This is a genomic window from Paraburkholderia sp. J63, from assembly GCF_905220245.1.
Taxonomy (GTDB): Bacteria; Pseudomonadota; Gammaproteobacteria; order Burkholderiales; family Burkholderiaceae; genus Paraburkholderia.
Genome location: NZ_CAJMZF010000009.1, coordinates 158,133 through 183,682, shown reverse-complemented (window position 1 = coordinate 183,682; position 25,550 = coordinate 158,133). Strand labels below are relative to the sequence as shown.

The window sequence follows — 25,550 nt, the reverse complement described above, 5'->3', positions numbered from 1 at the left end:
CCGACGCACACCACCGGTGCGCGTCGGTCCCCTCGTCCTGCGCCAAACCTCAGCGCTCGCTCACCGATCTCAAGGATTCGGCCGTGTAGAAGTCCGTCTTGAAGCGGGGGTCGTTGATCTGCTCGTACCAGTGAATGTCCTTGCCCTGGCCAATCGACGAGGCATCGAAAACGTAGCGTCCGTTGTTGAGGTCGTACTGCGCCATCGGCTCGTTATCGCAGGTGCCACCGAGCTCCCACACCGGGATCGGATAGCTCTCGCGCACCTTCCAGAGCTTGCCCTGCGCGTCATAGTCCTCGCCCACAAGCGCCAGCCAGCTATCCTCATCCAGGTAAAAAATCTTCTTTGACGCGACGTGGCGTGCCGTGGGCTTGAGCGTCGCCTCGACCACCCAGACGCGGTGCACCTCGTAGCGACGATGGTCGGACGAAATGCCATTGGGCGTGGCGACGTCGTGCAGCTTGTCCTTGAAGGTGTACATGCCGAAATCGTCGTACGGGACGATCATTTCCTTCTTGCCCACGAGCTTCCAGTTGAAGCGGTCGATGGAGCCGTTGAACATGTTGGCTTCGTCGATCAGGTACTGATTCTCGAAGCCGATCAGCGGCGCATCGTGCGTGTAGGCCGGCATGCGCCTCACGCGGCGCTGGCCCGGAAAGTAGTAGTACGTCTCGGAATCCTTGTCGAAGTACTGGCGCTGTACGAAGGCCTGCCCAGCCAGCGCAGCGGGCGAATCGACCGAGAAATAGGCGCCCAGGTTGAACTGGTCGACGTCCTGCGGTGTGGTTTTGCCTTCCTTGCCCGCCGGGAAATAGAACGCTTGGGGGCCCACCGCGTCGATCCAGTCGCTGCTGCCCGGGCGCGGGGAAATGGACGTAACAACCGGCGCCCACTCGATACCCTCGCCGCGATAGCGCGTCTCGTAGTTGAGGATCGCTTCGGCACCGTTCTTCGGCTGCGGGAAGGCCACGCCTGGGAGCGTCGCCGCCTGGATCGTCTCGCCATCCGGAGCGAGTTTCGCCGTCGTAAGATTCGCAGTCGAATTCTGCTCAGCGAATTCCGGCACCTGGCATTCGCGGTGGGACGGGTAGACCTCCATGCGGTAGCCCTTCAACTGCTTGACGAGCTGGACCTGCCCCGGTGACAGCTTGTCGGCGTATTTGTCGACGTTCGACGCATCGATCGTGTACAGCGGCTTCTCGCTCTTGTGCTTCCAGAAGTCGCCGCGGACCTTGCCCCATTCCCAGCCGGCCGGCGTGGCTTCCCTGCCGGCAAACGCCGGCACGAGCCCATCCTTGCTGGCCGCGCGCTCGGCGCCTGACGGCGTGAGGTCATCGGCAACGGCCGTTCCGGCCACAAGCAACAGGGCAGCCGCAATGGCAGACAAGGCTCCGATGGTACGCTTTCTCATCATGACTCTCCTTCCGATCTCTCTCATTCGTAATAGGTAATGCCAGGTTCAAACCCGACGCATTGGCGCACCGGGAGGGGTCACCCTTCGCCGCACCCTGCCACGGCCACCGCCCGAATCTCGATGCACAACTCAGGCAGCGCCAGTTGTGTGACGCCAACCGCCGTCCACGATGGATAGCGCGACGGGAAGTACGCATCCTTGACCGCCGAAAAGGCCTCGATCTCGCCGCGCAGGTCCGTATGGAAAGTGGTCAGCTCCACCACATCGGAAAGGTTCGCGCCCGCCGCCTCGAGCACAGCCTTGAGGGACTCGAAGGCGATGCGGGCCTGCGCCGGCATGCCCTCGCCGGGTTTCATATCAGGGCCGATGCCGACCTGGCCGGAGACCCAGATCGTGTCTCCCACGCGGGTCGCGGGTGAAAAATGGTAGGCGTCGTAGAACGCCTGGAACGGCGGCGGGACGATCGATTGCCGCGTAGTGGACATTGTCATGGTGGTGGTGCCTTTAGTCAGACGAGTTGACGAAAACATGGCGCGCGAAACGGATCCCCTTCCTTCAACGCGGCGAGTTCTTCGAGGAACAAGACACCAACTGGCGTGAAGCCCGAGACGCTCGGCTGCGGCAGCGGACTGAAAACCGCGTCGTCACCGAAGAAGCGCAGCACGAGCGTGTGGCGATCCGGAAACGCGGGGTCCACCGCGCCGCCGCCGTGCAGCACGCCCGGATGCAGCAGCAGGACGTCGCCGGGCTCCGTCGCCCATGAAATGATGTCGTAGGCGGCCGGATTGACGCGGCGCTCAGCTTCGATATTTGGCAAGCGTGGCCAGACATCGCCGCCATGCAGAGGATCGGTCGGGTCATCAGCATTTTGAAAGGTCGTGCCGTCGTGACGCGGGCCTCGATGCGACCCCCGCACAACCTCGAGCGCATTCTGTTTGGGTACGGCCTGGAAACTGATCCAGGCATTGCCGAAGTGCATGCCTTCCCATGGCAGGTAGGACGTGTCCTGATGCCACGGCGATCGGCCGCTCGTGCCGCCGCTCTTGAGGAACAGTTCCTCGGCGAAATACCAGACGTTCGCGGAGCCCCACAGGTCGGCGAACAACTGCCCGAACGGCAGTTCGCCGGCTAGTTCATCCAGGCGGCCCTTCGCAAACGGATTGGCGTTGTCGTTGTGCGTCTTGTGCACCGTGCCTTCGAACAGGCTGCCGGCCATGGGTCCCGGGTTCTCCATGCCCCAGTCGAAAACCTGCCGGCACCGGGCCAACTGTTGCTCGCTGAGCAGGCCTTTGACCAGAACGGCACCGTCCTCGGCGAACGCCTTGCGCGTGGCTTCATTCATGGCTGAACTCCTGAATCGTCAATCGGCGACCTGGTCTCAAACGCTGCCCGCGGCGCCTTACATAGAAAATACTACCAAAGTTAGGTCATGATACAAAAAAGCCCAAAAAGAAAAAAGCGAGGGAATTCCCTGTGTGTGCGGGTCAGTGGCAATGGCGAAGTACCAGACAACATCCGAGCCCAACAGATCCGCGACCAGCCGGACGGCCGGACGGCCGGCAACTGCCCGACCAGGTCGTCCGGGCGCCCTTCGCGAACGGATTGGTGTTGTCGTTGTGCGTCTTATGCACCGTGCCTTCGAAAAAACAACAGGCCATGGGCCCAGGGTTTCCTGCATCCCAGTCGAAGATCTGCCGGCACCGGGCCAGTTGCGGCTCGCCAAGAAGACCTCTCGCCAGACTGCGCCGTCCTCGGCGAATGCTGCGCGTGTGGCGTCATCCGTCGGTGAACTCATGAAACGTCATTCGGCGCCCCGGTTGTAAACGCTTTCAGCACCTCCCTAGAAAATATTACCTAAATTAGGTCATGATGAAAAAGATAGAAGGCGAGAAAATTACACACCCGCCTGCCAACCCCACGGTTAGTCGCAGGATGCGGTTCCGGCACCTGCAAGCAGCTTGAGCGATCGAGGCCGCCTTCGCGGACGGAAGACAATGGGCATGTCGCCAAAATCCACCTTGATTTATTTTGTAAACATACCTATCTTAGTCATCACATACTAGTTTTGACAGCTTCGATAAATCTGCAATCACGTTTGCGCGCGGAAGAGTCGTATCGTGTCGAGTGGCTTGTTTTGCATACATCCACATTGCGAACACCGCTCGCAAAGAACATCTTCGAGTCGCCATTGAGCGAAGTGGGGACAGCGACGCAGTGCGCGGTCTTCCCCTTTGGCAGCGACGTGCTGCAGTCGATCGAGTTAGCAACCCGGCGCCTTGGCATCAGAAGGCGTGGGAACGTGGCCTGGAGCGGCTTTTGTCGCGAAACCGGTGCGGCGCCAGTTAGTGGCGGGAAAGGTGGGAGATGGTGATGTCCGGCATTCTCAGCAATTGGATCTATATGGGCAGCAATGCATACGACGAGTACACGTTCGTGCCATGGCTGAACAAGAACGTCTACCGTCGGACTGTAGACTTTAGTCAGGTCTGCATACTGTAGCGTCTGAACATCACCGCAACGTTGCCTGAATCCAGCACGTAATATTGAGGAACATAGACCGTGTTCACGAACCTGAGCGACGATTCTATTGAGTGGTTACACACTCTTGCTCACCGCCTCCGCGATATTGTCCTCGCAGCGATTGTGGTTTTCTGCTCGCTAACGGGACTGTGTTATGGCGCTGTTGCGCCGGTTTGGCCGACGTCCACTCAAACTGTCGACCTGCCGCCAGAGGCAGCGCCCACTGCAGAGGAAATCGCAACTGTTGTGAGTGCCCGCTTTCATATAGGCTTGCACGACGCCTTGGGAATCGGTCACGCGGTGCTAATTGCGGCGAAGCGCTACACAATCTCGCCGTTGTTATTGCTTGCGGTAATCGCGGTCGAATCTGGTTTCGACCGATTTGCGGTAAGTGTGGTTGGCGCCAAGGGACTCATGCAAGTGCTTCCGTCTCAACACAGAGACCGTGTCCTTAGCACGTCCGATTTGACGGACGCGCGCACGAACGTCCGTATTGGGTCCGCAATTCTGCGGGACTATATAAGAGCGTCGGGTGGCAACCTCGAGGACGCGTTATATCGCTATAGCGGGGGCGCCAAGGGCTATGCACGACGCGTAGCCGATCGCTTGAGCATGATGAAAGCGGAATTCGGTTTGTAGTCGCGACCTTGTTTGGATTCGGTTTTGAAATTCAAGAAGTCATTCGAATATTGCCGCCCGCCTTGAAGGCAACGGATGGATCACGCGGGAGATCTTGTCGCAGCGGCAGCGCCGCCTGGCCTCCTCAATTCTCACACGTCCTGTTTCTGCCGGTTAGGAACCACGTTTGGAGTGCGCCGATGCCTTTTGCCTCAATCGTGCCGCGCGCCTCGAACACGAAGGGATCCCCCAGCCTCTCGCGAGTGGTCGCCGTCACCTGCACACGCCCGGCCATGCCGTGCGACTCCATCCGGCTCGCCAGATTCACCGCGACGCCCCACAAGTCGTAGATGAACTTGCGCTTGCCGATCACGCCCGCCACGACTTCGCCGCTGTTGATGCCAATACGCAATTGCAGGTTGCAGTGGCGCACCACGTTGAAGCGGGCCATCGCGTCGATCATGTCGAGCGCCATGTGGGCCGTGCGCGCCGCGTGATCGTCTACCGGAATGGGCAGTCCGGCGGCCGCCATGTACGCGTCGCCGATAGTCTTGATCTTTTCCAGGCCGCGACTATCGGCGATGCTGTCGAAATCGGTGAAGATATCGCTGAGCACCTCAACGAGTTGCTCAGGACTCAGGCCCGCCGAAAAGCCACTGAAGTTCACGATGTCCGCGAACAAAACCGACACCTCCGGGAAGCGGTCCGCAATCACCTGCGGAAAGCTGCTGTCAGCAACGTCATGAAGATGGGCCTTCAACCGCTCCGCAATCGGATGGGGCAGCATGTTGCGCAACAGCCGCTCCGATACTTTCTGCTCGGCGACGACCTTCGCGTACAGACCTTTGAGCTCGTCGCTCTGGCGGCGAATCAGCTCGCGGCTCGCCTCCACTTCCCTGACCTTCTGCTCGAGCGCCTTGCCGTACTCGCGCGACTCGCGGTGCAGCAGGCGGACCTCCAGCATGTTATGGACACGCATCAGCACTTCCGCCAGATCGAATGGCTTGCTGATGAAGTCCTTCGCGCCGGATTGCAGCGCGCGCAACTTATGCGCCGGCTGGGCGGTGATTGCGATGACCGGGAGATAGTTGTCCACTTCGAGCGACTTGAGGCGCTCCATCACTTCAAAGCCGTCGAAGCCGGGCATCTGGAGATCGAGCAGGATCAGGTCGTAGCGGTTATGCCGATGAAGCTCGCCCACTGCGGACGCATCCATCGTCGACGTGACGTGAGCATAGCCTGCGCGGTGCAGTAGCTGCTCGAGCAGCATCACATTCGCTTCCAGGTCATCGACGATCAGGATCTTCGCGTTGAGGATTGCTGTTGAATCGATCATGGCTCGACGCCCTATGGGCTGAAGCTGGCTAGCTCCTGCTTTTCCCTATTGCGATGGCTTCGGCGAGCGCATCCATGAACCGGTCGATCTTGATCGGCTTGGTCAAATAGCGAAAGAAGCCCGCCTTCAATCCCTTCTCCACGTCGCGCGGCATTGCATTCGCACTGAGCGCCAAAACCGGGATTTCCGCGGTCGCTGGATTCTTGCGCAATATGCTCAGCGCTTCGACGCCGCTGATGTCGGGCAGATTGATGTCCATCACGATCACCTGTGGCAACGCACTGGATGCCAGTTCGACACCGAGTTGTCCCGTCATGGCGCTGAGCATCTGGATGTCCGGGCGCCTGGCGATCAGTTGCTCGACGAGTTTCAGATTGGCCGGATTGTCCTCGACATAGAGCACGGTATGCATGCGCGTCTCGGCGGCCGCCCCGCTTTCGGGCACTGCGCTCACGGACGCGGTGGGCGATGCGCCGGTCATCGGTGCAATGACCGGGGCGCGCGCCGCATCGAGCTCGATCCAGAAGACACTTCCCGTTCCTGCGGTGCTTTCGACACCGATGGTGCCGCCCATCAGTTCCGTCAACCGCTTGGCCACCACCAGGCCGATGCCCGTGCCCTCTTCGGCGCCTGCGTCCTGTCCCAGACGATTGAAAGGCTGGAAGAGTTGGCCCAACTGATCCGGCGACAAACCCGAGCCCGTGTCGGTGACGCTGACGCGAACCCGATCCGGTACGCGCGTCCCGTCATATTCGACGGTGACCGATCCCGACTGGCGGTTGTACTTGATCGCGTTCGAGAGCAGATTGATCAGGATCTGCTTGAAGCGGGTCCGGTCGGCGCGTACATGGCAGCGCGGCTCCACACGCGGAAACTTCACAACAATACCCCGTTGCCGCGCCTGCGGATCGATCATGGATTCGCATTCGCGCAAGATGTCGCTCAACGAGACCGGCTCCGGTGAAATCGACACCTGCCCGGATTCGATCTTGGCCAGATCGAGCACCTCGTTGATCAACGCCAGCAGGTGCCAGCCCGCACGCAGAATGTGATCAATGCTCGCCTGTTGCGAGGGCGTCGGGGGCGGCGACTCGGAGGCCATGAGCTGGGCGAAGCCCAGAATCGCATTGAGCGGGCTGCGCAGCTCGTGGCTCATGCTGGACAGGAAGTCCGATTTTGCGCGGTTGGCGCGGTCGGCCGCAGCCAGCGCCTGCTTCTGGTCATCAATGTCGGTGACCGTCCCAACCCACTTGACGACACGCCCCTGCTCATCTTTCACCGGCGACGTCCGGTCGACATGCCATCGATACGTGCCGTCGGATTGACTTTTTAGGCGCACCTCCATCTCGTATTCTGCGCCGCTCGCGAGTGCGGACTTCCAGTTCGCAATCGCAGATTGGACATCATCCGGGTGTATCACTGACGTCCAGTTCCACCCCTGCACTTGCGCAAAATCGAGCCCTGTATAGGTTTCGAGCCGCCTGCTGACGAAGTCGACTGAGCCATCCGGTTCCGCAGTCCAGACGATATGAGGTAGCGCGTCTGCGAGCGACCTGAAGCGTCGCTCAATGTCGGAAACCTCGGTTTCGGGAGAACGACGATTGGTCGATTCAGGTTGCTTTTGCATGATCCAACCCCAAAACGCACGGCGACGTATCGGTGACGCAGCCACCGAACCTCAGAGCCGCATGGCCACAGCGCTAGCGCCATGTTGCTGCCGGCGTAGCAAAGCGTCAATCAGGACAGGATGTCCCTTGAACAGGTGCCCGGAAACGGCAGAATCACAGCCTCGCCGCAATGGATCGCGAGAACGGTTCGCACTTGGCGCCGCGCGCCGGCACACGTTCGACCTGCGACTTTCGTTGCGGCTGTCGTCTCAGTTGTAACGCAATAGACGGCCGGGCGAGCGGAAGCTAATCGTGGCGTGGAATCCGGGCTGTGGATTTGGGCGCAAAGGCAGCAACAGTGCGACACGCGATGCCAAGATACACGGGTAGTTATCACTTGCGTGAGGGCGAGTTTTTCGCAAAAAGTGCGATGCAGAACGTCTATTAAGATAAGTATTCTTATCATAATGCATCGATTTTTCAATGAAACTATGTGGCCGGCCAATCCGCCTGACCCGGTCCCCCGCCCTCTCTGTCGCTGAATTGCCCGGTTTGACCGTTGCTGATGAACTCGCCATGCTGCGCGCGGAGTATGCCGGCCTGCACGTGCGCCAGGCGGTTGATGGAGGCCACGGAAGGTGAGCAGCAGATGGTCGCAGCCGCAGTCGTCGGCTGAACCCTCATCACTTGTCATTCGACGGTGTCAGGCCAAGAGGACGATTGAGAGCGAGTCCGTACCGATGGGGCGATCGGCCCTTCTTGATACGTCGTGAACCGTCGACTGCTCGGTTTAAATGTTCGCTTTGCAGAATCTGGGGTAGGCATATTAGACTCCGTCGCGATCAGCGCGTTCTGTGCTTGTCAAAGCAGGCTCTCAGACCTCGGGTTCGCCCATGTGATCATGGAGTTCATCGCGGATGTCTAGAAATCTCAAAGAGAGGCGTCACTCAGACGAAAGGTATGTCAATCGAGCTAACTGGACCGAGGAAATACAAGTTCCAAGACCGTGTGTGCGTACTGCTTGCGATACTTGCAGCGACCGATGCGGATACGTCACTGGAAGTTGAGCCTCAAGACGGTGAAGATGCTTTGATGGCCTTGCGCAAGGGTGGGAAGACGCACTTCATTGAGATCCAAGTTAAAGGTGCGGAAGGGCACATCGGGGCAGAGAGCCTTGCAGACTGGCTGGCCCACTTCCCAGCCCGTCGTGCGGATGACTCACTGCTTGAAAGGCTTGTCAACGACGAGCAGCGAAGTGTGCTCTTTGTCGCAAGTGGTCGATGTAGCGATGCCGCGGTGGTTCACATCACTCCGCTATCGGCACGCACCACCGCGCTGGACCCAGGGGCGATCAAACGAGAAACGGAAGCGGGGATCCGGGCTGCACTCCAAGGCTACGCCAAAGCGACCTCCTCCACAGACAAAGACCTAGCGAAGAGTCGCCGTGCACACATTGGGGCGCAGCTTCCACTCATACCAAAAGACGCATTGAAAAATGCGCTTCATCGAGTGTTGATTTCCGAGCAGCTAGATGACGCTGAGGTTCTGAGGCGCAGTAGAGAGGCTTTACAGTCCCTGCATCAAGTGGTACCGGACCAGATCGAGGATGTCCTAGGCCAAATCGAATCCATTGTTTTTCGTGAGAAGCGATCCAAGAATGATCTCCTTCCCCAAGTCGCAAGGGTCATCTCCTCCGGAAAGGCCAAAGATTCATTGGTTGCCGCGTCGTATGTAAAGCGAAGCGAAGAAGCTGCACTGCTAGACAGGCTATCTCGCAAATACGCCATTCTGATTACTGGTGCTCCACGCGTAGGTAAGAGCTTTTGCGCTCGCAGCATTACGGCCACCCTGCAGACGCGGGGCTACAGCGTTCGGGTCTGCGGTGATATGGCCGAAGCAGATCGCTTCTTGACGGAGCCTGTCACCGGGACCCGTGCCGCGCTGGTCGATGACCCGCTCGGTGGAGCGCACGCCGCCGAGAACGCGGATCGCGAACTCCAGTTGCTCGAGCGGCTAATCCCAAAGCTCACCAATGGTCGAAGACTCATCGTCGCGCAGGCCCAAGACCGACTATTAGAAGTTACGCGGTTAAGGTCGGTAGAAGAAATTAATACGGCAGGCCTGTCGTGGGTACCTATGGGAATTGGCGACGCCGGATTTCTGGCCGCAGTTTGGGAAGATGCTGCTACCGTCTATTCGGTGCCAGTTGCTCTCACAAATCAAGTCACTGCTGCGATCGCATCAGCGGACCTGGACCTCGAGCCAGGATGTCTGGTGCATTTAGCCGCCAACCACAGCCGACTAGAGGACGGGGCAACGATCAATGACCTCGTCCGCTTCGCGCGCCAGGACTCGAAGTCACTCGGGAGCGCTTTGCGGAAAGAGAAACTGGCGCCGCTATTGAATGCATTGGCGGTCGCCTCAACGCCAGAGTTACACGTGGCTGAGACAGAGCTTGCATTCATCTTGGACAGCGAACGTGTTGATCGCCCCGGTAAGTCTGACGTTGTAGCTACCATGTCCATCTTTGGTGGCGAGCATTCAGCGAGGCCGAGTCCTCCGCCGAGCTATGCCCCTCTCCCGGTCCTGTCTCAGCAAGCGACAGATTCTCTGGAGCATCTTGAACTGCGCCGAATAGTAGCTAATAAAGGGCGAAGGTACACGTTCAATCATCCCTTTTATCGGGCCAGCGCTGAGTCGCTGTTGGACGCTGCTACCAACCAGTCGACGGAGGCAGCCATCTCATTAGTTGACCGTGCCTTATTCACCATCTCTCCTTACGCTGCCAAAGCCGCAGCGACAAACCTAGTATGGATTTACCAGAACCTCGACACGCAGGAGGGGAAAGAAGAAGTCATCGCAGTCGCTATCAGAGGTTTGAGCTCGATTTTTCCTGTGGTACGAGATCTCTGCTTCCAGTTCCTCGTCAGGAGGTTGTCCGCTCTGCCGGTGGACCAGCAGCACGATATTTCCAGTTGGGTGCAAAAGGTAAATTCAACTGAACTCTCCTATGTTGAATGGGCAGACGATCAGCCACGAATACCTGCCGCGACGTTTGCAGGGACTTTGGAAGTCGACCCGTTTCCTCCGAGCATTGTTCGGGGAGATGTCGAGGGAACTCTTGCATTGCTTAATAGCGAGCGGTCGGATTTCATCTCAAATGAAGTGACCGCCACGGCGCTCATGTACCTTGAAGAGCATCCTGACGCCATGACGGAGCAGATGGCGGCACGACTGCTGAGCTATGACGTTTCGCTGATCCGTGCGCTGGCGGCAAAAACGTGGTTGAGTCGACCTCGAAGTGACGATGCCCTAATTGTCGAGCGCATCTTCAGTGAAGAGCATCCAGCGGTTGCGGAAGCCGTCTACCTAGGGGTCATTTCGGCGTGGCAATCATGTGATGACGAACGGCGTAGGATGCTGACAAGGTCAATGCAAACAATGGCGGCCTCGCCAGTTTCTGCTGTTGTTCTTATTGGGCACCTTGTTGTCATTGCTCGTAAGGAGTACGGTGGCGAAACGACTCCGTGGCAGTTATTCGAAGCGGTGATGCCCGTCGTCTTGAGAGAGCTTCCACTTGGCGCGTCGTTCAGGGATGAACGTCTATACGATGTAATGGACGCAGCTATCGAAAGCATTTCGCAGACCAGTTTGTTAGAAATAGTCGACCGTTGGATCGAGTTGGTCGAGGAATTTGCTTCTGGTGGCATTCCGGGCGACTACATGCTTGGCGTCTCAGACATCCTTGTCTCTGGTGTTGCTAGCGACTCAGGGGGGCGAGATAAGAGGATCGAGCGACTCCTTGCGCTTCCCGGTACGGCTTGTCGAATCCGAGTCGTTTCTGATCTTGTTGACTCGTGGGATCAGTTGACAGAACGTGAACGATCTCTATTGCTTAATCATCTGACGGTCGGTTCGACAGACGAAGTTTGGGTACAGGCGGCGGCATTGACGCGTTCGACAGTGCCTGCAGAAATTCAGAGCCTTGTGCTGCCCAGTGGGATAAACATCAGTGCACCGCCCAACGAAGTCATCGCGAAGGTTCCTTCTCAGTTGTTGAACACATGTCTGCAGGTGTTCACAGGCTACCATCCGATCATTCATTTCGTTGGCGCCCGCGGGGCAAGAGGCTCGGCGTGGAAGGCCATCGCTGGCGAAATTGCTCACATGCCGACGCATGTGATGTTCGAGGCGTGCTGGGATTGGTTGACCGCCACGGAGAAGCCGAAAGTGGTGGCAAAGGTGGCTACTGAGCTGGGGGCGGCTTACTCAGAGCGCCTTGCAAGTCTCCTGTTGGCACGTAAGCAACAAACCTCAGGTGAGTTCATGCTCGAGGTATGGGACGCGCTATTCGAGTTGCCAATTAGCGATGAAGTGAAGTCCGATTGGATCGCACGTATGGCAGCCATCGCCCCAAATGCCCTGAACTCTCTGGACGAGTACGAAAACTGGATCCCCGCGTCGCATCACGAAGAATTCCTTTCTCACTTCATGGAAGACATTGAGATTGGGAAGCTACTGCATACTCTTCACCGCGCGCTGCACGACACACCCATCTCTAAGGATTTGTCGTCCCCGACTGTCGAAATTATTCGTAATCTCATAGAGAAGATGCCTCCCAGACATTGGTCTACGTACGATGTCGTGCGGAGGTTCTTGAGGTCGTTGGACATTGATGATGAACCTCTGACTAAAGAGATCGAATCGAGACGCTCCGAAGGAATCGAAAAAGCGCACAAGCGGCCTGAGCAAGTAGTGCCTAAGCTTGAAGAATGGAAGGGTTGGTCCTAAATTCCGGTGCAACGGCGGAGAAGCGGTGAGGCATTTCATCGCTTTACCGCCGTTAGTTGTCAATGTCGACTAGAAACTGGCCATCGGGTCAGTTTCTAGTCGACATTGACAGTTACGAAAGCCAGAGGACTTCATACACTTTCATGAGGTGCAGAAGGTGGCCGCCGCTGCAACACCTCGCGGCAAGTTGGCGCTGCTCGGTTTCTGGAAGAAACTGCCGCTTGAACGCCGTCCCCGTCCCGTGCGGGGGCGTTCGCAGGACTGCCTATGGCGTCTGGGCTAAAGGAGTGGTGGTTCAGAATATCAAGCGCGCGACTTTCCATCAGCAAAATTGTGAGGAAGCCCTCCTCCCGTGAGGGAGTGCCACACCATTCATTACATCTCGAGCGCGGACAACCCTGAATGCTGCCGCGTGCAAGCCCCCGGTCGTCGGTGACGCCTGCGAGTTGTCCCACTGCGGCCACCGCCACCTGGAGCGGCCCCCTGAATCTCTGGACACAGTCTCCCACTTAAAATAACGGGTAGGCATAGGACTGTGTTTTTGACTAACACCAGGCAGGAAGTGATGGAAGTGTTGACGGGCCCGGAGCGTCGGCGGCGCTGGACGGCGGAGCAAAAGCTGGCGATGGTGCGAGAGAGCTTCGAGCCGGGGAAATCGGTTTCGATGGTCGCGCGCCAGCATGGCGTGAACCCAAACCAGCTGTTCCACTGGCGCAAGCTATACCAGGACGGGAGCCTGTCAGCGGTGAAGGCTGGCGAAGAAGTTGTTCCGGCATCGGAACTGGCCGATGCGCTCAAGCAGATTCGCGAGCTGCAACGGATGCTCGGCAAGAAGACGATGGAGAACGAGATTCTCCGCGAGGCAGTCGAGTATGGCCGGGCAAAAAAATGGATAGCGCACTCGCCCTTGCTGCCCGAGGACGACCAGTGAAGCTGGTCTGCGAAGTTCTCGGCGTGTCGCGCTCGAACGTATCGGCACGACTGTCGCGTCCGGCGACATGGCAAGATGGGCGCCAATCGAGGCAGACCGACGATGCGAGCGTGGTCGAGGAAATCCGCCGGGTCGTCGGCGATTTGCCCAGCTACGGCTATCGCCGGGTATGGGGCACGTTGCGCAATGAACGCGTTGCACTTGGGCTCGTGCCGTTCAATGCAAAGCGCGTCTATCGCGTGATGCGCACGCATGGATTGCTGATGCAGCGCCGGCAGATTCCAGCTCGGCCGCAACGTCGGCACGACGGCAAGGTGGCCGTAGCGCGCAGCAATCAGCGATGGTGTTCGGACGGCTTCGAGTTTCGCTGCGACAACGGTGAACCGCTGCGCGTGACGTTTGCGCTGGACTGCTGCGACCGTGAAGCGATGAGTTGGGCGGCCACGACGGCAGGCCACAGCGGTGACATTGTGCGCGACGTGATGCTGGCTGCGGTGGAAAACCGGTTTGGCAACGAGTTGCATACGCCGTCCGAAATCGAGTGGCTGAGCGACAACGGTTCGGGCTACACAGCGGACGACACGCGCCGGTTTGCGATGGACATAGGCCTGAAGCCATTGACCACGCCTGTGTGCAGCCCGCAAAGTAACGGTATGGCCGAGAGCTTCGTAAAAACGATGAAGCGCGATTATGTCGCCTTCATGCCGAAGCCGGATGCAGCGACCGCTGCACACAACCTGGCTATCGCGTTCGAGCATTACAACGAGAAGCATCCCCATAGCGCGCTGAAATACCGCTCGCCTCGCGAGTTCCGGCGCTCGATGGATTCAGCAACCTTAGTGTGAAGCTGTGTCCGGGATTACAGGGTCAACTCCACCACCCAATGATTTGACCCTAGTATTACGATCCGCCACTAAAACAATATCGACATCCGGATCGACCTTGTTACGACCAACTTCCAGCACTCGAGCGACGCAAGTTTGCTACAATGAAACTTGACAAAACTTGACGCGCGGCGCTCCCCTGACTACTATTCGCGCACTATGCTAAATCTAAATTCCATCCGAGCCAGGATGACTGAGCTCCACCTCACTCAAAAGGATCTGGCGGATCTTTGCGATGTCAGCAAGGAAGCCGTGTCCAACTGGCTATCGGGGGAATCGCTGCCACGTCCCCGCAAGTTACGCGCTCTCTCTGCTGCCTTAGAGCTCGAACTTGACTCGCTGATGGACAATGAGGATATCGCGCCTGGCCCGGTTGTGGCATACCGGACCAAGAAGAATCGTCCGGCCAGTGAAAAGGCGATGGAAGCGGCTACCGAGGTTGCGACTCATCTGCGCGAGCTTGTACCATTTGTAAAAAGTGGGGGTAGCCTTTTTTCGCCGCCGGTTCTCCAAGCGCCTTCGCTCGATGAGACATACATTTGCGAGGCCGCACTCCAGACACGACTGCGAATTGGCCTGACGGACAGGGCTCCGCTGACGCGCGAGCAACTGATTGAGTTGCACCGGACCTTCGGTTCTGTGTTGGTACCAGTCCTTTGGGGGGACGACAAATCCGGGCACGAGAATGCGTTGAGCGTTTATCTGCCGGACACTCGGACATCTTGGGTCGTTTTCAGCTTGAACGCGCGAAGTGACGATTTCAACTATTGGCTCGCTCACGAGCTGGGGCATTGCTACACGCTTCATGCCTTGGCCGGCGACGACGGAGAGAGGTTCGCGGAGAGATTTGCTCAGGAATTATTGTTTCCTCATGCGGTTGCTGAGACCGCATTGCGGGAGATATCGACCAGCAGAGATCCGATGGGCAAAGCGCATTACTATGCGGAGGCTCACGATATTTCGGTCGTAACAGTGATCCGTCAGATCGACAGAGTTGCTCAGCTTCTGGGAGTGAAACCATCCGGCTTGCAGACTGACGAGTTCTGGGCACAATGGAACGCAACGCGCGCGAAAGTACCGACCGTTGGTCATGCGTTGTTCGGTACTGAAAAGATCGACTTGGCTACGTATGTCGCCGAATGCGAGAGAATTTTCGGCACCCCGATCTTTCAAGCGATCGGACAATGGCAGCGACAAGAGGGAGGGCGTTCACCGTCCTTCATCGCGGCTGCTCTCAACGCCAGCCTAGACGATGCCACTGCGTTGTCACACTATCTGGTTAAACACTACGCTCATTGAATCTGAGGCGGCGTCTCGTCGAACAAAGCGCGGTAGCGTTCCTGCCAGTCTCTGGGAAGCTTCTCCTCAGTGCGCAGCCATGAAACAACAGTAGCACGCCGAGCATCCGCCGAGAGTTTGCCTGCGCGCTCGAGTATGGAGAGGACCTCCATACTCGTGACGATCTCGATCGCGTAGTTAGCTTCTTCATCACTGATGAGGTCCGCGACAACGAAGCCAAGCGCCCACTCATCGCTTGCGATGACCGCCCCATATTGCGCCGCCGTCGCGAGAAGCTCGAGATCTCGCCCCGACAGTGTGCGAGCAACCATCCCATGAGCAGTGCAGTGCTTGTCGAGGAGCCAGTTCGCATATCTGCGGAGCGCCTTAATTTCTTCGGCAATTTCTTCCTGATCTGCGCGCGGCAGGGGACCGAGGGTACCATTGTGCGCCTCGTCCATCAGGTCATCGCGCACCCAAGCATACTCATGCGCCAAACGGTTGCTGTCTTCGACCTCACGCAGCAGTGAAATAAGCGTACGAATGCGGTACCCACCGACGTCGGCGCCAAGAAAAGGCCTTAGGTCCGAGTGGTAGATCCGAAGGAAACAATTCGTATCGACGAGCAGCAGACGCAATTCCGCGTTCTCGCCCAGATCGTCATCGCTATCGTTATCTTCTTCGCCCTGCTTGCGCATATTTTTTGGGAACCTTCGTCAAGTCCGGCCGGAATCGAGAAATAAGCGACTCGTTGCTCTTGCAAACTGCGACAGCAAGAGCAATTATACAGCAATCGGCACCATGCCTACCTAGAAAGCTTAAATCGCAGAAGTTATCCACAGATTTGGTGCCAAAAATGGCACTTCCAATACTTATGCACGATCACTCATCCAAATTCGAAGACGCAAAGAGCCTTTCAGCGGAGGAAATTCGCGATCGGATCGCTCATCGCGTGCGTGCTGAGCGCGCGGCTTTGGGTCTTTCGCAACGGGAGTTCGCAGACCGATGCGGCATAGCATTGAGAACATACAAGCGCTTCGAGCTCGGGGAAGGCGACTCACTAACAGCATTCATACGCATTGTTGCGGCATTCGAGCGAGTGATCGCATTCGAACTCTTGTTTCCGCCGAAGCAAGTACTCACAACGCCTACTAAGACCGCAATTGCTCTTGCGCGTCGCTTAGCAACTGAAAGAGACGGCATCAAATAACGATACCGGTACATCCAAGTCGGCCCAAGGTCGTTTAGAAAGCGTCAACCAACTTGGCCAGTAGGCCGGCGTCGGTCTCGCTAATGGGTGTCGCTACCCATCGAGTTAAGCCGCGCCTAGAAATGCTCGACTATACGCTCGAAGCCTGTCGCGCTTGGGGGAAAAGCGGGCCTGAGTGACGCGGACGCATTGTAGCGGCGCTCCTCGAGGCGGAAAGTCTTTTCACTCGTGCAATCCTGGTTTGTGATCGCGAGGCCCAGAATGTCTACTCGGCGATAACCCGTCGGGCGTAGGAAATTTCGGTCACTACTTGATGATGGCCCAATCACGTCTCCTTCGTGTCCGCCTCATGATTTCAACCCAAACCACCCCTGCGGTTGATAGAGCTTCGCTCGGACCGCAACACCCCCTCCGACCAGCAGTCGAAGAGCTTGCGGACTTGAATCACTCACTTGCGCGAAGCTACTGCTAGGCTGCGTGACCGCTGTGGCATGGGTGGTTCGCGAGCCGGCCCCTCGAGTAAGGCGGTTTGGCTGCAGCCAATACTTTTTGCCGCTCCACATGCCGAACGCGCACGCTCATCACCGTACTCATCGCGGGCGACACCTATGGATTGAATTACGGCCTCGTTGATGTCTTCGAGGCGCGCGCGAAATCATCCCAGCACCGCCCGGATCAGCTGCAGGCCAACCAGGCTGGCGCCGCCGATTCAGGAAATACGCTCGCGCATCGCGCGCAAACCACCGCTCGACGGCGGCATAGCGCACACCACGATAGTGACCGACCAGCGTAGGAATGTCCTGGCTGGTGTCGTCGTGAAATCAGTTGCGCAGGAAAGCAGAGGCGACGATGGCGGAGAGAGCCAGCCACACCTTCAGAGGCGTGATGTTGCTGACCTCGGCGAACCCGAGCAACGTCCCCGAAGGCTTGAATGAAAGGTGGAATGCTGTCTGGCGACAATTAATTCTGCCGACGGTAGTTCTAGTTGACGCCAGACAGAATGCTGTGATCGCCGCTGCAAGCGCGACGACATTGCGGCGCAACTTGTCTGGTAGGTCATCCAGATTGTTGGCGTTCTTTAGTCGAGTGAAACCCGAGATCCTACCGAGTTACCAAGCCGTATGCGCATCGGGTGAAATTTCATGACTATTGTGGCGGTAGTTGCCCCGATCGTCTGACAGGGTACTTTTATCGGTACAAGAATACCTTGCAATTGCAACAATGTCGTCGTACCAGTCGGTCTGCAAAATCGCGCGACCGATTGCATTCTAAAATGTTAGATCTGGGCGTCGGACAGGCCGACAACAAATCGAGAAGAGCGCCGAATCGGCTCTGGCCGCTGGCAGAGAATATCAGGGGACCATTTTATGCAATTCGTCACCAATGGGCCGGACATCCCGGATGAGCTGCTGCAGGCCCACGAAGATGGCAATGTGGTGTTTTTCTGCGGGGCCGGTATCTCATATCCGGCGGGGCTGCCCGGATTCCGTGGACTCGTCGAGAAGATCTACAGGCACTCTGGAACTTCCCCTACTGCGATAGAGCAGGAATCCCTCGACCGCGAACACTTCGATGGCACACTCGACCTGCTCGAGCGGCGTTTGCCTGGCCAGCGGCTCGTAGTCCGCCAAGCATTGGCAACAGCCCTGAAGCCAAACCTGCGGCGAAAAGGTGCGACTGAAACACACTCGGCACTGTTGCGCCTTGCGATGAATCGAGAAGGAGTCCTGCGTCTTGTCACCACCAATTTCGACCACCTTTTTTCCAAGGCGGCCAAACGCACCGGGCAGACATTTTCCTCCTACGCCGCACCGATGCTCCCGATCCCGAAGAACAGCCGTTGGAACGGGCTTGTCTATCTGCATGGGGTGCTGCCTAGAAAAGATGACGATGCCGCCCTGAACCGCCTCGTCGTCACGAGCGGCGACTTCGGGCTCGCCTACCTCACAGAACGTTGGGCCGCGCGCTTTGTGAGCGAACTATTCCGCAATTATGTGGTCTGTTTCGTTGGGTACAGCCTCAACGATCCGGTACTGCGCTACATGATGGATGCCCTGGCCGCAGACCGCATGCTTGGCGAAAGACCGTTAAAAGCGTGGGCGTTCGGCGAGTACAGGAAAGGGCAGGAGCAAGAGAAGACGATTGAATGGGAAGCGAAAGGCGTCGCTCCCATACTCTATGAAGTACCAGCAAGTGGGCACGACCATTCCGCGCTTCATAAGACCTTGAACGTATGGTCTGAGACGTATCGTGACGGCGCGCTTGGTAAAGAGCGTATTGTAGTCAGCCATGCACTGGCAAGACCGTCAGCCAGTACGCAGCAAGACGACTTCGTGGGCCGCATGCTTTGGGCACTTTCAGACAAGTCCGGGCTGCCAGCAAAACGGTTCGCGGAATTCAATCCGGTACCGTCCCTGGATTGGCTGCTGGAAGCGTTCTCGGACGACCGCTATCAGCACAGCGACCTTCTGCGGTTCGGTGTGCCGCCGCTCGCCAACCCAGAACGAAACTTACGCTTCAGCCTCGTTCAACGTCCGGCGCCTTACCCTCTGGCGCCCAGGATGTTGCTCGTCTCCAGCGGATGGAAACACTCGCTCTGGGATGACGTCATGGGCAATCTCGCACGCTGGCTCGTGCGGCATCTGAACGCCCCAGACTTAATTATCTGGATTTCGCAGCGAGGCGGGCAGCTACACGAGCGCTGGGCGTGGCTAATCCAGCAGGAGCTGGACCGCCTCGCCCGCCTGGAGCGCGAAGGCCGAGTGGCTGAACTTGACGAGATCCGCTCTCAGGCCGCGAATGCCATACCCGGTGCACTGATGAAAACGCTCTGGCGTCTCTTGCTCGCCGGGCGTGTGAAGTCGCGGCAAGACGCCAATCTCTACGGATGGAAGGAACATCTGACGCGCGATGGACTGTCCGTCGCCCTGCGCTTGGAACTGCGAGACCTGCTCTCGCCGAAGGTGTCCATAAAGAAGCCTTTTCACTGGTATGAAGAAGGGGCGGATGCCGCGGATCCCGTTCGCATGCGACAACTGGTGAACTGGGAGCTAGTTCTGACGGCTGACCACGTTCACGTGGCACTTCGGGACATCGGAGACGAGCAATGGACAGCGATCTTGCCGCAGCTTGTCGACGACTTCCAGCAGCTGCTGCGCGACGCTCTGGACCTTGCGCGCGAACTGGGCGGTGCCGATGACCATAGTGACCAGTCTCACTGGCAGCTCCCGTCCATCAGCCCACATACACAGAATCAGGATTTCCACGACTGGACCGCGCTGATTGAATTGCTGCGTGACAGCTGGCTTGCCGTTCGCGACACCGATACTGGGCGGGCCGCACGCATTGCCCATTCGTGGTTTGACATCCCCTACCCTACGTTCAAGCGTTTAGCGCTTTTTGCCGCCAGTCAGGATAACTGTGTGGCTGCAGACCAGTGGGTCGACTGGCTGTTGGCGGACGACCAATGGTGGTTATGGTCCACCGACACGCAGCGCGAAACGCACCGTCTCATCGTCCAGCAGGGCGTGACGCTGGGCCAACCTGCACAGGGTCGGCTGGAGGCCGCAATCCTTTCCGGGCCCCCGCGCAGAATGTTCCGTGATGATCTCGAGGCGGATCACTGGGACCACCTGGTCAAGCACGAAACGTGGCTTCGTTTGGCCAAACTGAAAAGTTCCGGCGTCGTTCTGGGTGCAGCGGCGAAAGCTGCACTCGACGAGTTGTCGCTCGAGCATCCCAAATGGCAACTCGCGGAGAACCACCGGGATGAGTTCTCGCAATGGATGGGCGATACCGGCGATACCGATTTCGAGCTCCAGGAGGAGGTCAACGTCGCTCCTCGCAAACGGGCGCAACTGGTCCAGTGGCTCAAAGAGCCCGCACCCGATCGAGGCCCGTTTTACCAAGACACGTGGCGCGATACGTGTCGCACGCGGCTCTACCATAGCCTGCTTGCGCTTTGCGATCTGGCGTCAGAGAACCTCTGGCCGCAGGTACGATGGCGCGAAGCACTTCAGGCCTGGAGTGAGGAAGGTTTCGTTCAACGGTCGTGGCGGTCAGCTGCGCCACTCGTGCAAAGAATGCCAGACGGCGTCCTCCTTGAGCTTGCAAAAGAGGTGGCCTGGTGGGTGCAAGCAGCATCCCGGTCCATTGACCGACACGAGCCGGTAATGCTGGATCTAGCCCGTCGTTTATTTGCGCTCGCGATTGAATCCAGTACGAGCACCTCACTCAACGGCCGCCCGAAAAATGACCCTGTGACCGAGGCGATCAATGATCCGGTCGGTCACATCACACAGGCATTGATGAACCTCTGGTTTGCACGCAGGCCCAACGATAACGAGAGGCTGCCGGCCGACATCGAACCCCTGTTCACGCAGCTTTGCGATACAAGCTTCGACCGATTCCGCCATGGACGGGTATTGCTGGGCGCCAATCTAATAGCACTGTTCCGCGTTGACAGAGTGTGGACCGAGCGTCACCTGCTAGGTCTCTTTGACTGGGCAGTTGACCCCGAAGAAGCAAAAGCCGTGTGGAAAGGGTTTCTCTGGTCACCGCGCCTATATCGCCCTTTGCTTGTCGCATTCAAATCGTGCTTTCTTTCGACAGCGCTCCACTATGCCGACTTGGGTGAACAAGCCCAACCTTTCGCGTCATTCCTAACGTACGCCGCGCTCGAGCCGATCGACGGCTACTCGACAGAAGATTTCCAAATCGCTCTCGGCAGCCTACCCCAGCACGGACTGCAGCAATCTGCACAGGCACTCTCACAGGCTTTGGAAGGAGCCGGGGAGAAGCGGGAAGAATACTGGAGGAATCGAATTGCTCCCTTCTGGCACAACGTGTGGCCTAAGTCACTGCACTTGGCCACAACTGATATCGCGGAACCGCTCCTTCGAATGGTACTTGCCGCAGGGCATGAGTTTCCTGCCGCCTTGGCGACCATCCAAGACTGGTTGAGCGCGGTCGAGCACCCGTACTATATCGTGCACCGCCTGAACGAGTCCGGGCTTTGCGCTCAGTTTCCGCGCGAAGCCCTGCGACTGCTCGACTGCGTCATCGACGAGCAACCATACGCTCCTCCAGAATTGAGTTCATGCTTGGACCAGATCGTACGGCGTGAGCCGGCACTGGCACAGGACGCACAATACCGGCGACTCCATGAGTATTGTCTTCGTCGAAGCACCTAGTCCAGTAGGATAGCCAGCATTCGCTTCTACTATTCAGGATTCGATCTAAACCGAGCCCGATGACAAGCCGTCGGGGCCGGACCGCGAGCATCGCAAGCGTGCGCGAACCCTCAGCGATCGGCCGCCCCTGGGCAGCGAGGATGTGAACGGCAGACCGTCCGAACGGTGGTACGCTAGTGCGGCCACGCAACCGGGGGTAACAAGAATGGCGGATATCGCGACGTGCCTCGCGACGGGACTATCGAAGTGCGCGAGTGAATTGAGTACGAGCGATGCGGCTGGATGGGCTCAGGCAGTCGGCACCATGCTTGCAATCGTTGTTTCCGCTTGGATCAGTCTTGCGCTGTCGAACCGGGCACGGCGGGAGACGCTTAAAGACATTCGCGACGCGGCAAGACGCAAGGAGTTGGAGACTGCCGACGCGCTAACAACATTGGCCGAGAAGTCGCTAGCTTTGCAAAAGAGCATTGCCGCGAAGTTACAGAATCGTGAGGCCGTCGCCGAAGCCGCAAGCGATCAATTGCCGTTCGACATGGCGATGCTGGACGGCTTGGAACGCGCGTTGTTTCGCGTGCCGTTGCACGAAATGCCGGGCGAGCTTCTAACGCTCACTCTCATACTGCGCGAGACGGTCCGACAATGCCGGATGAAAATAGAAATGGCATTCCAGTTCCATCGCGAGATGGACGCCAGGCAGTATCAGGACTTGTTCGATACGCTCGCGAATATGAATGAGTCACTAACGGAAACTGTGAAGGACTTCCGCACAAAACGGGAAGCACTGACGCGCCCGTTCTAATGCCCTGCGTTGCGCGGAACATTCGAAAAGTACGGCAAATTGCTGGCGTTTCAGGCACTATTTTTGCACCTAGATGAGGAAAAGTCATACGAAAGATCAGAATTTGCGAGTTGTCATAGCCCATATTGCCGCAAAGCTTGGAGGTAGCCCGGCGCGGACCGCGGTATACGACTATTCACGCGGCGAACACATTAGCGTCACCGGAACTATTTCCCCGTCTAGCGTCTCGCTGTCCGAGCATAAACGGGGTGTGTCGATCACAGGAAGCCCACCAAGTCTCTACGATCATGGAGGCCAAGCAACGATTTCGATTCAGATGAACGGAACGCATTCCACTGGTTATGACTATCGTAGTGGCAGGCACCATTCGGGCAATGTGAACGGAAGCGCCGTCTCAATCTACGATCACGAAACTACCCAGCACCACAGCTATTCCGTCTAGATTTCCACCTAACGATGCATAAAGCGGACCGACGCACGCGTGAGACACATGAAGTGGAGCGCCTGCTGTTCACGGCGGCTGTGCCTGCCGAGGTGGCCGATTCGCTCGATGGAGAGCTAGCTTCGCGGAGCGGTGCCGTGCACCCAGTTCCAGTCAGACAACTACCTCAAGGTGCTTGAGTGAAAACAAGCATATGACGACGGTCTGAATTCAAGCGTTGAATGTCGATTTCCGGACCAATCGGAGGAGGAAGATCAATAGGTGGCATATTCGAACGCCCTGCAGCCTCATGTCATTTCCAACCACCGCTTTGGGCCTCTTGCGATCATAAACCGCAAGCGTAAAATTAACATCGAATCACCAATACCCTACACAAACTCCCGATCCAAAGGAAGCATATGGCAAATAAAATATTCGATGCCTTATTCAGAGAGCGAGTTGACGTTTTCCGGGCCGCATTTTCTGCAACGTCGACCGAAATCTTCTATGACTCATCCAAGGCAAGGTTATTTCATGCTGGCGAATACGGAATATATCGAGAATCAATCGTCCGCGAATTCCTAAAATTCATTATCCCCCAAAGCCTTGACATTTCAACCGGCTTCATCCTATCAACAATGGATGACGTGAGCTCACAATGCGATATCATCGGCTTCGATCCACGGATGACCCCTCTCTATCAGGAAGGAGACCGACAACGTTTCTTTCCGCTTGAGTCTGTTTATTGCGTTGGCGAAGTGAAATCAACGCTTTCGCGCAATGCCTTCTCTCAAGCATTAAATAAACTTGCAGCAGTAAAAGCGTTGGGGGAACGCATTGTCGCACCGGGCGTCGCCAGGCCCGATCAGCTCCACTTCAACCCAACTGACGACGCTCGACAATTATTTTCCAGTTTCCTGATTTGCCAGAAATTTGATTTTGACACAAGTAACATAGAGAACGAAATTGATCGATTCTACGATCCATGTGTCGCACACAGACATAAACACAATGTAATACTCAGCATGGAGGATGGCTTACTGACTTATATTGACCAAGGAGGAACAACCGTTCCATACCCTAGATTTGTGACACAGGATTTGAAGAATTTATTTTCTTTTCCAAAACATGACGAATATTACCACTTTAAAATTTTCAGCTCACTTCTTTTTCTCTTAACGACAAATAAGACACCATGGCATCCGGAGTTTTCCAAATACGTCCACATAGCTGATGATGCCGCTACGGGGCGCATTCAAAAATAGCCATGATGGACCTGGACGCACATCGCCAACTGATCAGAAACGGTCATTGCAGGCTCGTAGGCCCGAGGTCTTTGTGGTCGAAAGCGCTGTCTGGGCGCCGCAGGACCGTAGAACGGATTGAATTTCCTACCACTTCGGAAATAAAACTGTCAGTGCGCCTGACATACCGTGTCTGCCAACGGCTCTCGAGGCCTAGCTACCTGCGGGAATGTAGGTCCGCAGAGCTTAGACCAACACGGGTAAGCTACCGGCTGTTGGGTGTTCTGCACGGGCTATACGGCGTTCCTGCTGGTTGTGGCGGCCACGTAGTTTGGTGTCTTGCCACGTTCGCGATGGCAGCAGAAGATCTCGATCTACACGAGCGAAAACCTCAGGAATCCAAACAGTCGTCGTAGCCCTTCGCACCAGAGTTCCCGGATTGGTCGATTTGATCAATTCATCTTCGAGCCCGAGCGAAGCTCACTTTACTGTTTGTTCATGGATGTGTGGGTTTGTTCGCCAATCGAATCTTGACATTACAAACCGACTGTAAGAAGTCCGTCCCGGCCGGCCTGGCGAACCCCGCACCGACGGGATCCGGGCCCGCTGCGAACCCGCAACCCGGGCGCCTGCCTCGGAGTGCCACGTGCGCGGCCACCCCGACGCGGCCGGCATGCGCTCCGGCAGCCAGCGCTTTTCGTGAGAGAACGCGACGGCGCACGCCCTGCATGCTGGCATTATGGCCGGGTCGTCGCATCAGGGGTTGACCGCGCTCGGGTTCACCATGAGGAACTTCGTCCGCGCACGGTCGGCGAAGGGTGCGGCGCCGGCTCGCGGTATCAGCAGGTGCCGAAATGGCGGTCGTTGCACTCGTGCTAGGATGTCCCCGACAAGGGAGGAAAAGCGATGGCAGTGCACGCGATAACGGCGATTCGGATGGACGGGAATTCGCAAAGGGTCACCCACGTGCTTTGGGGGCAGGTGTCCGTGAGCGGCGAGCAATTTGAGGTCGCGCCGCACGCATCGCCTGTCATCGAAGTGGTAGAGGCACTGGCCAGGGGCGACACCGTCGTCACAGTCTTTCCGCTGGATGGACTGCGCATCGCTGGTCCAGAGGTCCGACGCGTCGTCGACGAGGCCGGACGCGAAGGCATCGAAATGGTGGTTGCTGATTCCGATGCGGGCCAAACGCTCGCGGACCTGCCACGGCTTGATCACGAATAGAGCGCTCATCGGATCGGCTCTATCGGGCGGAGTTTGACCACCCGCACCGACGAACTGACGCCGAGAAGTTTCCACCGGCTC

General features: G+C 57.5%; 15 protein-coding genes. 9 read left to right on the top strand and 6 right to left on the bottom strand.

Features of this window, described 5'->3' with window-relative positions:
* Window positions 1-49: 49 nt before the first annotated feature.
* From U5775_RS12835 to U5775_RS12825, 3 genes are all read right to left on the bottom strand, one after another.
* On the bottom strand, window positions 50-1,414 hold the full coding sequence (locus tag U5775_RS12835; RefSeq protein ID WP_322058508.1) for a DUF1329 domain-containing protein: 1,365 nt from the start codon (window positions 1,412-1,414) through the stop codon (window positions 50-52).
* A gap of 77 nt (window positions 1,415-1,491) precedes the next feature.
* Entirely contained in the window at window positions 1,492-1,905 is a 414-nt protein-coding gene (locus U5775_RS12830; protein ID WP_322058507.1) for a RidA family protein, read from the bottom strand.
* Window positions 1,906-1,922: 17 nt separating this feature from the next.
* Complete coding sequence (locus U5775_RS12825) at window positions 1,923-2,756, bottom strand: phytanoyl-CoA dioxygenase family protein (RefSeq protein ID WP_322058506.1); 834 nt, start codon at window positions 2,754-2,756, stop codon at window positions 1,923-1,925.
* Window positions 2,757-3,973: 1,217 nt separating this feature from the next.
* Between U5775_RS12825 and U5775_RS12820 the strand changes: the two genes are divergently transcribed.
* The gene (locus tag U5775_RS12820; RefSeq protein ID WP_322058505.1) at window positions 3,974-4,573 is read left to right on the top strand and encodes a lytic transglycosylase domain-containing protein; all 600 of its coding nucleotides are present in this window, start codon (window positions 3,974-3,976) and stop codon (window positions 4,571-4,573) included.
* Between the two features lie 124 nt (window positions 4,574-4,697).
* On the opposite strand, the gene U5775_RS12815 is transcribed toward U5775_RS12820, so the two are convergent.
* The gene (locus U5775_RS12815; protein WP_322058504.1) at window positions 4,698-5,888 is read right to left on the bottom strand and encodes an adenylate/guanylate cyclase domain-containing protein; all 1,191 of its coding nucleotides are present in this window, start codon (window positions 5,886-5,888) and stop codon (window positions 4,698-4,700) included.
* Window positions 5,889-5,916: 28 nt separating this feature from the next.
* Window positions 5,917-7,515 carry an ATP-binding protein gene (locus U5775_RS12810; RefSeq protein ID WP_322058503.1) on the bottom strand — a complete coding sequence of 533 codons (1,599 nt, stop codon included), beginning with the start codon at window positions 7,513-7,515 and terminating at the stop codon, window positions 5,917-5,919.
* A 940-nt stretch (window positions 7,516-8,455) separates the two neighbouring features.
* Here U5775_RS12810 and U5775_RS12805 point away from each other — a divergent pair.
* The 3 genes from U5775_RS12805 (at window position 8,456) to U5775_RS12795 (ending at window position 15,400) form a co-directional block, all read left to right on the top strand.
* Window positions 8,456-12,286, top strand: a complete 3,831-nt coding sequence (locus tag U5775_RS12805) for a hypothetical protein (protein WP_322058502.1) — start codon at window positions 8,456-8,458, stop codon at window positions 12,284-12,286.
* 565 nt (window positions 12,287-12,851) lie between these two features.
* Window positions 12,852-14,062, top strand: a protein-coding gene (locus U5775_RS12800; protein WP_322058501.1) for an IS3 family transposase whose coding sequence is annotated in 2 segments (ribosomal slippage) — window positions 12,852-13,167 and window positions 13,167-14,062 — 1,212 coding nt in all. Because the reading frame shifts where the segments join, the coding sequence is not laid out codon by codon here.
* A 228-nt stretch (window positions 14,063-14,290) separates the two neighbouring features.
* A complete protein-coding gene (locus U5775_RS12795) occupies window positions 14,291-15,400 on the top strand; it encodes a helix-turn-helix transcriptional regulator (RefSeq protein WP_322058500.1) in 1,110 nt (369 codons plus the stop codon).
* Here U5775_RS12795 and U5775_RS12790 read toward each other — a convergent pair.
* A complete protein-coding gene (locus U5775_RS12790; protein ID WP_322058499.1) occupies window positions 15,394-16,077 on the bottom strand; it encodes a hypothetical protein in 684 nt (227 codons plus the stop codon). The two genes, U5775_RS12795 and U5775_RS12790, sit on opposite strands and share 7 nt — an antisense overlap.
* Before the next feature lie 158 nt (window positions 16,078-16,235).
* Between U5775_RS12790 and U5775_RS39445 the strand changes: the two genes are divergently transcribed.
* The 5 genes from U5775_RS39445 to U5775_RS12770 all read left to right on the top strand — a co-directional run bounded on the left by U5775_RS39445 (window position 16,236) and on the right by U5775_RS12770 (window position 25,469).
* Window positions 16,236-16,589 carry a helix-turn-helix domain-containing protein gene (locus U5775_RS39445; RefSeq protein WP_415913560.1) on the top strand — a complete coding sequence of 118 codons (354 nt, stop codon included), beginning with the start codon at window positions 16,236-16,238 and terminating at the stop codon, window positions 16,587-16,589.
* 1,367 nt (window positions 16,590-17,956) lie between these two features.
* Window positions 17,957-21,781: an anti-phage defense-associated sirtuin Dsr1 gene (dsr1, locus tag U5775_RS12785; protein ID WP_322058498.1), complete on the top strand. Its 3,825-nt coding sequence runs from the start codon at window positions 17,957-17,959 to the stop codon at window positions 21,779-21,781.
* A 304-nt stretch (window positions 21,782-22,085) separates the two neighbouring features.
* The gene (locus U5775_RS12780) at window positions 22,086-22,580 is read left to right on the top strand and encodes a hypothetical protein (protein ID WP_322058497.1); all 495 of its coding nucleotides are present in this window, start codon (window positions 22,086-22,088) and stop codon (window positions 22,578-22,580) included.
* 840 nt (window positions 22,581-23,420) lie between these two features.
* A complete protein-coding gene (locus U5775_RS12775; protein WP_322058496.1) occupies window positions 23,421-24,266 on the top strand; it encodes a DUF6602 domain-containing protein in 846 nt (281 codons plus the stop codon).
* Window positions 24,267-25,151: 885 nt separating this feature from the next.
* The gene (locus U5775_RS12770) at window positions 25,152-25,469 is read left to right on the top strand and encodes a hypothetical protein (protein WP_322058495.1); all 318 of its coding nucleotides are present in this window, start codon (window positions 25,152-25,154) and stop codon (window positions 25,467-25,469) included.
* Window positions 25,470-25,550: the final 81 nt, after the last annotated feature.

Excerpts from the sequence above, each read along its gene's own strand:
- U5775_RS12835 (WP_322058508.1), bottom strand. The coding sequence starts at position 1,414 with ATGATGAGAAAGCGTACCATCGGAGCCTTGTCTGCCATTGCGGCTGCC.
- U5775_RS12830 (WP_322058507.1), bottom strand. The coding sequence starts at position 1,905 with ATGACAATGTCCACTACGCGGCAATCGATCGTCCCGCCGCCGTTCCAG.
- U5775_RS12825 (WP_322058506.1), bottom strand. The coding sequence starts at position 2,756 with ATGAATGAAGCCACGCGCAAGGCGTTCGCCGAGGACGGTGCCGTTCTG.
- U5775_RS12815 (WP_322058504.1), bottom strand. The coding sequence starts at position 5,888 with ATGATCGATTCAACAGCAATCCTCAACGCGAAGATCCTGATCGTCGAT.
- U5775_RS12810 (WP_322058503.1), bottom strand. The coding sequence starts at position 7,515 with ATGCAAAAGCAACCTGAATCGACCAATCGTCGTTCTCCCGAAACCGAG.
- U5775_RS12805 (WP_322058502.1), top strand. The coding sequence starts at position 8,456 with ATGTCAATCGAGCTAACTGGACCGAGGAAATACAAGTTCCAAGACCGT.
- U5775_RS12795 (WP_322058500.1), top strand. The coding sequence starts at position 14,291 with ATGACTGAGCTCCACCTCACTCAAAAGGATCTGGCGGATCTTTGCGAT.
- U5775_RS12790 (WP_322058499.1), bottom strand. The coding sequence starts at position 16,077 with ATGCGCAAGCAGGGCGAAGAAGATAACGATAGCGATGACGATCTGGGC.
- U5775_RS39445 (WP_415913560.1), top strand. The coding sequence starts at position 16,236 with ATGGCACTTCCAATACTTATGCACGATCACTCATCCAAATTCGAAGAC.
- dsr1 (WP_322058498.1), top strand. The coding sequence starts at position 17,957 with ATGCAATTCGTCACCAATGGGCCGGACATCCCGGATGAGCTGCTGCAG.
- U5775_RS12780 (WP_322058497.1), top strand. The coding sequence starts at position 22,086 with ATGCTTGCAATCGTTGTTTCCGCTTGGATCAGTCTTGCGCTGTCGAAC.
- U5775_RS12775 (WP_322058496.1), top strand. The coding sequence starts at position 23,421 with ATGGCAAATAAAATATTCGATGCCTTATTCAGAGAGCGAGTTGACGTT.
- U5775_RS12770 (WP_322058495.1), top strand. The coding sequence starts at position 25,152 with ATGGCAGTGCACGCGATAACGGCGATTCGGATGGACGGGAATTCGCAA.